The sequence below is a fragment of the Desulfomicrobium apsheronum genome (genome assembly GCF_900114115.1).
GTDB lineage: Bacteria > Desulfobacterota > Desulfovibrionia > Desulfovibrionales > Desulfomicrobiaceae > Desulfomicrobium > Desulfomicrobium apsheronum.
Genome location: NZ_FORX01000035.1, coordinates 1 through 9,349 on the forward strand (window position 1 = coordinate 1; position 9,349 = coordinate 9,349).

The window sequence follows — 9,349 nt, forward strand, 5'->3', positions numbered from 1 at the left end:
GTCACGGGCGCCCAGACGGGAGGCGGCACCGGCAATCACGGCCTCGGTGACACCCTGACAGGCATCGAGGAAGTTTTGGGCACGAACGACGCGCTGCACGGCGACGTGCTGACGGGCGACGACGCCGACAACATACTTGACGGCTTATCGGGCCACGACACCCTGTACGGCGGTGGCGGGAACGACACGCTGTATGGCCGCGAAGGCTTCGATGTCCTGTACGGCGGCGACGGCGACGACCTGTTGCAGGGCCATGCCGGCAACGACTTCCTCTATGGCGGCGCCGGTGACGACGTCCTCATTGGCGGCTACGGACGTGATGTCCTGTATGGCGGCGAGGGGAACGACACACTCGTGGGCGGCAATACGACAGACCCATCATCCTCCTTCCCCATCTGGGATACCCTCAATGGCGGCGCCGGGGCCGATGTGCTCACCGGTCACGGGTTGGGCGAGGTGGCCGACTACGCCGGCAGCCTGGCCGTGGAGATCGATCTGAACAACGTGACTCAGGTCCAGGGGAATGGCGCGGCCGGGAACGACGCCATCGGCGACGAACTGCGGAATATCTTCAATGTCAGCGGCTCTTCCTATGCCGATACGCTCATCGGGAACGAACACGACAACTATCTCTGGGGCCAGCAAGGAGACGACCTGCTTATAGGCGGCGCCGGAGCGGACACCCTTTGGGGCGGCGAAGGCATCAACATCTTGGAAGGCGGAACGGGCGGCGACGTCCTCAGGGGCGGGACGGGCCACGACATCGCCAGCTACCGGAATGCAGCGGCAGGGGTGCTTGTGGACATGAACGACCAGGACAAGGATCCGCGTATTTCCGACGGCCAGGCCGGGGCCGGCGTCGACGGGGAGGAGCACGGCGATCATCTTTTCTACATTGACGGCGTGTGGGGTTCGGAGCATGGCGACACGCTGCTGGGCCGCGACGTCGGCTGGGACGGCGTGAACTACATGAGCTCCAATGACGAACTGCGCGGCTTCGGCGGCGACGACAGCCTCGTGGGTTTTGGCGGCAACGATTCGCTGTACGGCGGCGACGGCAATGACACCCTGATCGGATGGAAGTACGACCCTCTTAATACAAATATGAATAGGGATTCTGGCATCGACCTGCTCGACGGCGGTGCCGGCGACGATCTGCTGATCGGCGGGCCCGAGGATTCCGTGCACGGAGGGGAAGGGTTCGACGTCTTCGCGCTGGAGGCCGAGGATTTAGGCTTTAGCCACACCTTGGACCTGAGCGCCATGGTTTCGGAAGGGCGCATCTCAGGTATCGAAAAAATCAGTCTGTACGGCGTCAACGGATGGGAGGAGAACGTCTTGACACTCAAGGCCAGCGACGTTCTGTCCGTTTCGGACACCGACACCCTGTGGGTGTTCGGCGAGGGCCCCGCGGAAGTGGCCGCGACGGATTCGGGATGGTCCCTTGTGGCCATGAACGTAGTCGGCGCCGATGGGTTTGACTACAATCATTACACGAACACCGTCGGAACAAGCGTTGTCCACTTGATGGTGGCCGAGGATATCGCGACGCAGCATGTAGTGCCTTTCGCATGACCTCGGGAAAGGGAGCGCTGGCCGGAAATGTCCAACTGCGCGGAAGGGATGAGAACCTCGCATGCTGCATCGCCGGGCGTTGAAACGGACGGGATATCTGAAGTCGGAACAGGTGGTTGCAGGAAAAGACTGGGCAATTCATCACGCGAGGTTAGCATGAGTCAGCCGAACAGGTTGGCGGATCGGATCCGTCAGTCTGTTCGGCTGACTTTTTTCTGCTCCTTAGCCATGGCCTTCCTGATCGGAGTTTCAGGACCGACGGGCCCGCAATCGTGTCATGCCGCTGCTTCGGACTTGGGCATCGATGGAGCTTGCCCAAGAGCGATGACAACTTGGCCCCAAGATTCATACCTTCTCTCTGGCCAAGGCGGACAGAAAACTGTTTCTCCAAGCCGCACAGGGGATTCTCTTCTTGTGCTTGGGCCGTACCTGGAAATGCTTGAGGACCGGACACGTTCCCTGACCGATATCGGCCAGGTCCTGGGTTCCCTGGAGTTTCGGCCCGTCTCCACCTCGTCCGTGAATCTCGGCATGGCCGACTCCGCCTGGTGGTTCCGCTTCACCGTGCGCCTCGACCCAGGCCAGGATTGGTACTTCGACCCCGATTGGGCCTACGTCAGGACCCTCGACTTCTATTCTCCCCTCCCCGGGTCGGTTTCAGGCGAAAGGCGATGGGCGCGCACGCCCCACCGATTCGGCTCAACGACCGAGGGGCGTCTAATACCCCTCATCGCCGACGGGCTAAGCCATACGTATTACTTCAGGATTTTCAGCGAAAGAGTCTCGTTTGTCAGGCCAAGTCTGTGCGAGCGCAACCGCTGCCTTTCCGAAAACAATCTGCGCAGCGCGGCTTTCGGCGCTTTCGTAGCTGTCCTGATGGCCATGGTCGTCTACAACTTCGTCATCTTCATCTATTTGCGGGACCGCTCGTACCTGTGGTTCGTGGTCTTCCACGCCGCGCTTCTGGGGTATTTTTCCAACAAGATGTGGACGCCTTTCTTCAGTTACGAGTTGCAGCCTCTGGTCGCGGCAACGTCCGTCAACCTTTGCGCCGTCTCCATGTGCCTTTTTCTGCGGGACTTTCTTGAGACACGCAAATTTCATCCGATCTGGGACAAGATGCTTTTGGGCATGGTTTTGCCCACGGGAGCCCTGATCTTTTTGGGGCCATTATTGCCGTCCGCCCACATACACACCATGTTCAACCTTTCGTTCAACGTGATTGTGTTCATGATGGGGTTCGGAGTGAGCCTGTCCAGCTGTTTCAAAGGACACTGGCCCGGATGCATCCTGTTCATCGCCTGGTGTCTGGTCTCCGTGCTGTTCTTCGTGTTTTCGGCCACTGTCGTCGGCTGGTCGAGTCTGGGCTACAGCATGGGCTTCAATCTGGCTCTGGCCGGGGAAGCGGTGCTCATGTCCCTGCCGCTGGCCTACCGCATAAGGCAGCTGAAACTTGAGCGTGAGGCTTCGGCCATGGCCACACAGACCAAGAATCTTTTTCTGGCCCGAATCAGTCACGAGATCCGGACGCCCATGACCGCCATCATGGGATTTACGGACATAGCCTTGCAGAAGTCCTCCTGTGATCAGGTGCGGCAATGTCTGCTCAAGGTCAAAATCGCGGCTGCACATCTTTTGGGGCTCATGAACGAGATACTCGATTTGGCAAAGATCGAAGCCGGAAAGCTGGAAGTGGAGCGCAAGCCGTTCGACTTGGCAGCGTTGGTGCGCGAGGTATGCGACATTCTCGCTCCAATGATCCAGAAAAACGGGAACGAGCTGCTCTGCGACCTGGAAGAAGACACGCCGGTTCATCTCCTTGGAGACCCCATGCGGCTCAAGCAGGTGCTGGTCAACCTCGCTGGCAACGCCGCAAAATTCACTTCCGGCGGTGAAGTCAGGATCTCGGTCAACCGCTCCAAGATGCAAAAGGGGGAGGTCGCGCCTGTCGAAGGCCGGGTAAAATTGCATTTTGAAGTTGTCGACAATGGTCCTGGCATTTCCAGGGATGTTCTTCCCCGCTTGTTCAGGCCTTTTGAACAGGGAGGAGGGGATACCGCCAACCGTTATGGTGGAGCGGGTCTCGGCCTGAATATCAGTTCCCGGCTTGTGGATCTCATGGGCGGGCATATCGGTCTGTCAAGCGAACCGGGACGCGGCTCCGTATTTTGGTTTGCCCTGGAGTTCGATCTGCAAGACCAGCCCCATTCCCCGGAGCATATGGTCCCCCCGGCCATGCAGGGAAAATCCATCCTCGTGGCCGATGACCATCCCGCAGCGCTTCGGGCTTTGTCTGGTGCGCTGGTCCGCCTGGGGTTTGTTTGCGTGGCCGTCGAGTCCGGACAACAGGCCGTGGAGGCGGTAGCTTCCGACCCCGAGAAATTTGCCCTGGTCATCCTTGATTGGGCCATGCCCGGACTCGACGGCCCGGAAACCCTGTACAGACTCAAAGCGAGGGGCCTGCCCGCCAATGTCCCGGTATTGCTTTCAGCCCTGTCGTCACATGTTGACCCGCAAGGACGTGACCTGGCTGAAATCGGAGCGGCAGGGCTTTTGGTCAAGCCTGTTACCCATGTAGGTGTGCTCAGGGCCGTGCTGACGGCCTTTGGGGACGGGTCCGACCGGAGCGCCCAAGAATCCGGCAAAGATCTGAATCTTTGTCCGCGTGACGGCATCAGGGGGCTGCGTGTTCTTCTGGTCGACGACAATGTTTTCAACCAGGAGGTCACGTGCACCATCCTTGAGGAAATCGAGGCGGTCACCGAGGTCGCCAACAATGGCCTGGAAGCCCTGCAGCGCTTGGAAGAGGCACAAGAACCCTACGACGCCGTACTTATGGATATGAGCATGCCGGTCATGGACGGGCTTGAAGCAAGCCGTCGGATACGCTCCATCGGGAGATTTCGCGAGTTGCCCATCATCGCCATGACCGCCAACGCCATGAAGGGAGACCGTGAAACCTGCCTTGCCGCCGGCATGAACGATCATCTGGCCAAACCCATTGACACCCGGGAACTCTTTGATGCTTTGGAGAGATGGGTTCTGCGCGGAAAAATTCTGGCCCCTCGATTGCGATATCGTTTTGAATCGTGATCATCACCTGCCGTGCCGCGGCAGCTTGGGTTGCGACGCGGCATACCTAATAATGAGTAATTTTTGGAAATAAGTACTAGGGTAGAGTAATTACGTATTTTTTTCAGAATATATATCGGGATATGGATTCAGTATGCCCAGGATACCTCCTAAAACAACGTACAAGATGTTGTGGCTCGTAACTACCCAATACGGAACCATATGGTTCAAATCGGGATCGCACCAAGGAGGAAGGGCAAAATGAAAGGAAAGCGCTTTGTACATCACGGAATGTTCTGGCCGTTGGTTGTCGTGTTTTTGAGTCCGATGTTTTTCATGACGCCATGTCTCATGGCCCAGGAAAGTGCCCCCATGATTCAACCCCTGGGCGCGCCTGGGGTGGATTCGGTGCTGGAGGGCGTGTCTGCGGGCGGCGATTCCCTGAAGGCTTCCATCCAGTCCGCCATGGATGCCAATCCTAAGTTTTTGAGTCGGAAGCACGCGTATTCCATTTCCCACGACGCATACCGTGAATCCTACGGCGCGCTTCTGCCGCAGCTGGATTTCATGGCCAGGGGCGGATATGGCCTGCGTCGCAACGACACGACCATCGCCAGGGAGGCTGACGGCCAGGGCGAGGAATGGTCCGACGAGCAGCGTCTGGTCCTGTCCCAGCTGCTCTATGATGGCGGTCTTACGCGGTCCAAGGTCGAGGCCGACAAGCTGTACTCCGAATCCAAGAAGGAGGAACTCTTCAACACGGCCGAGGATGTCGGCCTCAGCGCCACGCAGTATTTTCTGGACGTGATCCGGGCCAGGGGGCTGGTGGAGCTTTGCGTGCGCAACATCGAGGAGCACGAGAAGCTGCTTGACCTGACGCGCATCCGGCAGGAGAGCGGCGGCGGCACGCAGGCTGACGTGACCCAGGCCGAAGCGGCGTTGCAGGAGGCGCGTTCACGATTGATCCAGGCCAACCAGGCCCTGGACGACGCCGAGGCGGGTTATGCTCGATTTTTCGGCGACAAGCCCGGTGTTTTATCCATGCCCGAGCCACCGCTGCTGGCCATCCCGCAGAGCGAGCCCATCGCCATCGGCATGGCCCGGGACGGCAATCGCGCCCTGAAGGCGGCCCGCCTGGCCGTGCAGCAGAAGGAACTGGAGATCAAGTCAGCCAAGGGCGTGTATTTTCCCAGATTGCATGCCAAGGTTGCGGCTGGTCGTTCCGACAACACTGGCGGTTACGAGGCAAGCTACCACGACGCCTCCGCCATGCTGGAAGTCAATTTCAACCTGTATCGCGGCGGCTCGGACGCCGCTTCCATCCGCAAGTCCAAAAATGAGAAGCTCCGTGCCGAGCAGGATGCCCTGGATATCGAGCGTCAGGTGGAGGAGGATGTTCGCACGGCGTACAGCTTCTTCAAGGCAACGGGCAAGCTGTTGCCTGTGCTGCGCAATTTGACAAACGAAAATGCGCAGGTGGTTTCAAGCTACACGGATCAGTTTCGCATGGGACAGCGTACTCTGGTGGATCTTGTTTCGGCGCAGAAGAGTCTGTTCAGTTCCCAGCAGGTGTACCTGAATGGCATGACGGCGCACACGTTCTCGTACTATCGACTGTGTATGCCCGTTTCCCAGCTCATGAGCGCTCTTGGCGTGGATCTCAAGGTCAAGGGCCTGGGCGAGATCACGGGCGAGTAGGCCGGTTCCTTGGCGGTGTCGTCCCCGATTCCCCCCGACCGGCTGTTCATTGTCCGGGGGGGGAGTCGGGGAACACACCCCCACGGGGTGTTCTGATCATACGCGGATAGCGGCATAATCTACCGAAAACGCCGATGCCTTGCTTTTTCGTCGACATCTGGGAAAGGAAACAAAAACGCCGTTCGTTCAATGTTGGTGGAATTACCGCCTTACGGTTCTGAAATGCCGTAGAAAGCGGGTGTCTTCAATAGTCAAGACTTATGATAACGGGAGCTCCAATGCGCATTTTGTTTACGCATGTGAATTTTCCGGCGCAATTTCGAAATCTGGCGTCATTGTTGGGTCGAGATCCCGGCAATGAAGTGGTCTTCGCCACCCAGGAAGAGCGACCGGAATGGAACATTCCCGGAGTTCGCAAGGTGGTTTACGTTCCCGAGCGGCCAGAACAGGCCCCGGAGCAGGCCCTGATGCGCAGATTTCGAAATACCGAAAAGAAGGCTGAAGCGGCATTGCGTGCCATGCTTCAGTTGCGCGCCCAAGGCTTTGTGCCTGATGTCATCTATGGCCATTCCGGGTGGGGCTCGACAATGTTTTTGCAGGATGTCTTCCCGGAAGCCGCGTTCATGGGCTATTTTGAATGGTTCTATGGTGCCGACAGCGCGGATATGCGTTTTTCGGGCAAGCCGCTATCGCTTGAGGCGCGCACTGAGGTCCGCGTCAACAACCTCCCTATTCTCGCCGATCTGGCGGCCTGCGATCAGGGCATCTGCCCGACTCGCTGGCAGCTTGAACAGTTTCCTGCGGAGTTCCGGTCCAAGATATCCGTCATTCATGACGGCTTGGATACGAATTATTTTTCTCCCGATGCAGCCTCGCGCATGGTGCTCCCAGGCCTTGACCTCTCAGGGGCAAGCGAAATCGTGACCTACGCCACGCGAGGCATGGAGCCCTATCGGGGGTTTCCGCAGTTTTTGGAAGCTGCGGTGGAAGTGGTCAGAAAGCGTCCTGAATGTCATGTGGTCATTGGGGGGAGTGATCGGTCATGTTATGGCGCGCCGCCCGCTCCCGGAAAAACCTGGAAGGAAGTGCTCGTGGAGCGGCTGCGGCCCGATCCGGAGCGCATCCATTTCGTGGGGGCGCTTCCGTATGCACACTACCTCACGCTGCTTCAGGCGTCTTCGGTGCACGTTTATCTGACGCGTCCGTTTGTCCTTTCGTGGTCATTTTTGGAGGCCTTGTCTTGCGGATGCCTAGTGGTGGCTTCAGACACGGAGCCCGTGCGGGAGGTGGCCACTGACGGGCACAACGTTCTCATGACCGATTTTCGGTCCCCCCAGGCCATTGCGGCCCGCATCATTGAAGCGTTGGAAAATCGAAGTCACTTGCGCAACGTGCGGGAAGAGGCCCGCAGGACCGTGGTGAATGGTTACGATTTGCGAAAACTCCTGCCTCTGCAGGTGGACACATTGCGCAAGACCGTCGAAAAGCGGGGCATCAAGATTTCTTCTCTTTGAAATTTCCTTTTCATTTCCGATATTGCAGGTGGCGGGGGGTAATTTTCTGACGGCCATGATCCGTAAGCGCGATACGCCGCGTTTCAGATCGGTATTGTGATGCGATATCACTCAAGGAAAGGGCCGCCACCCTGTCGGACACATGCCATTGCTCTCAAAGTATGTAGGAACTTCGTATTTTTTCACATCAGTGCGATTCATTTCACCTAAACGATAAATTTTGCATAATGGCCAATGCGCGTCTTCGTGAGCTTAAGTGTGCCACAGGCGTGATTTGCAAAGGCGAGTCTCGATTTGATTATTGCATAGGTAAATAAGTATTTTATTCTCAAATAAGTAATAAAATCTACCTAATTTATGTATATAATGACAGGTCAAATTAAATAAATATGCATATTACTAAGTACGTTGAATCTCGTTAGCTTGGCCTTGAATCATAGCTTCAAAACGTGATCGAGGAGAGATTCTATGTATACTATCAATGTTGGCGTACGTCAGGGAAACGGTGACTTTCAGGAAGTGCGGATTGACAACGGCGGCAGATTGAATCTGGCCAATGGCGACCGGCTGGTTCTTGCCGCTGCTCCTGAAGATGTCGAGATCGTGTCCGGGGATCGGGGTGATTATGTCGTCCGGTTGAAAGGGGGAGAGGAGTTCTTCGTGGCTTCGGCCGATGACGGCAAGGAGCTTGTGCTTATTTCGCCGGACACAGGGGAACCTCTGATCATGTTCGACATTCAGCACCCTGAGCAGGAGGTTGACGCACATGTCAGTCAGCCGCTGGGTATTCATCAGGCCAGCGTGGCGGGCACCGAATTTCTGCAGGAGGATGTCGGAGAAGATCTGGGCATGGGGCAGCTCCTTGATATGGCTTCCTTCAGCGCCGAGAGCGGCGAAGAGTTGACCTCTGCTTCCGGTCCGTCTTTTCCTGACTGGGAAGAACCGGCCGGCATCTTGCCCGGGGATGACGGGACGGGCGATTCAAACAGCGCGCCTTCCGTCAGCGGCTCCGTGAACCTCGGCTCCATCGACGAAGACGGCAGTCTGGTCTTTGCGCGGGCCGATCTGCTGGCCACGGCCTCGGACGCGGACGGCGACGCCCTTACCGTGACCGGACTTTCCGTCGCCTCGGGCGACGGCACGCTGACCGACAACGGGGACGGCACGTGGACCTTCGCGCCCTCTGCCGACTGGAACGGCGCCGTCATCTTCAACTACACGGTCTCCGACGGAAACGGCGGCACGATCGACACGTCCGCAAACCTGACCGTCAATCCGGTCAACGACGCGCCGGGCATCGACGTCAACGCCCCGATCAACGTGGAAGCCGAAGCCACCGTCTCCCTTGCGGGATACCTCCATGCCGGGGATGTCGACAATGCGGCGTCGGAACTCGCCTATACGATTACCCACGCTCCGGAGTTCGGCACGCTGATGCTGGATGGCGTCGCCATCACGGATTTCTCCGGCACGGTCTTCACCCAGGCCGA

The 9,349-nt window shown here is 57.9% G+C and carries 5 protein-coding genes; all 5 read left to right on the forward strand.

Going from position 1 to position 9,349, the window contains the following annotated elements; genetic code table 11:
* Window positions 1–1,575: calcium-binding protein (locus BMZ40_RS18835; RefSeq protein ID WP_143075702.1), on the forward strand; the 1,575-nt coding region annotated here is incomplete at its 5' end.
* Between the two features lie 414 nt (window positions 1,576–1,989).
* On the forward strand, window positions 1,990–4,668 hold the full coding sequence (locus BMZ40_RS18840; protein WP_177193280.1) for a hybrid sensor histidine kinase/response regulator: 2,679 nt from the start codon (window positions 1,990–1,992) through the stop codon (window positions 4,666–4,668).
* A 351-nt stretch (window positions 4,669–5,019) separates the two neighbouring features.
* The gene (locus tag BMZ40_RS18845; RefSeq protein WP_245751152.1) at window positions 5,020–6,345 is read left to right on the forward strand and encodes a TolC family outer membrane protein; all 1,326 of its coding nucleotides are present in this window, start codon (window positions 5,020–5,022) and stop codon (window positions 6,343–6,345) included.
* Window positions 6,346–6,623: 278 nt separating this feature from the next.
* Complete coding sequence (locus BMZ40_RS18850) at window positions 6,624–7,859, forward strand: glycosyltransferase (protein ID WP_092379633.1); 1,236 nt, start codon at window positions 6,624–6,626, stop codon at window positions 7,857–7,859.
* 468 nt (window positions 7,860–8,327) lie between these two features.
* A partial coding sequence (locus tag BMZ40_RS18855; protein WP_143075703.1) for a cadherin-like domain-containing protein occupies window positions 8,328–9,349 on the forward strand: 1,022 nt, incomplete at its 3' end.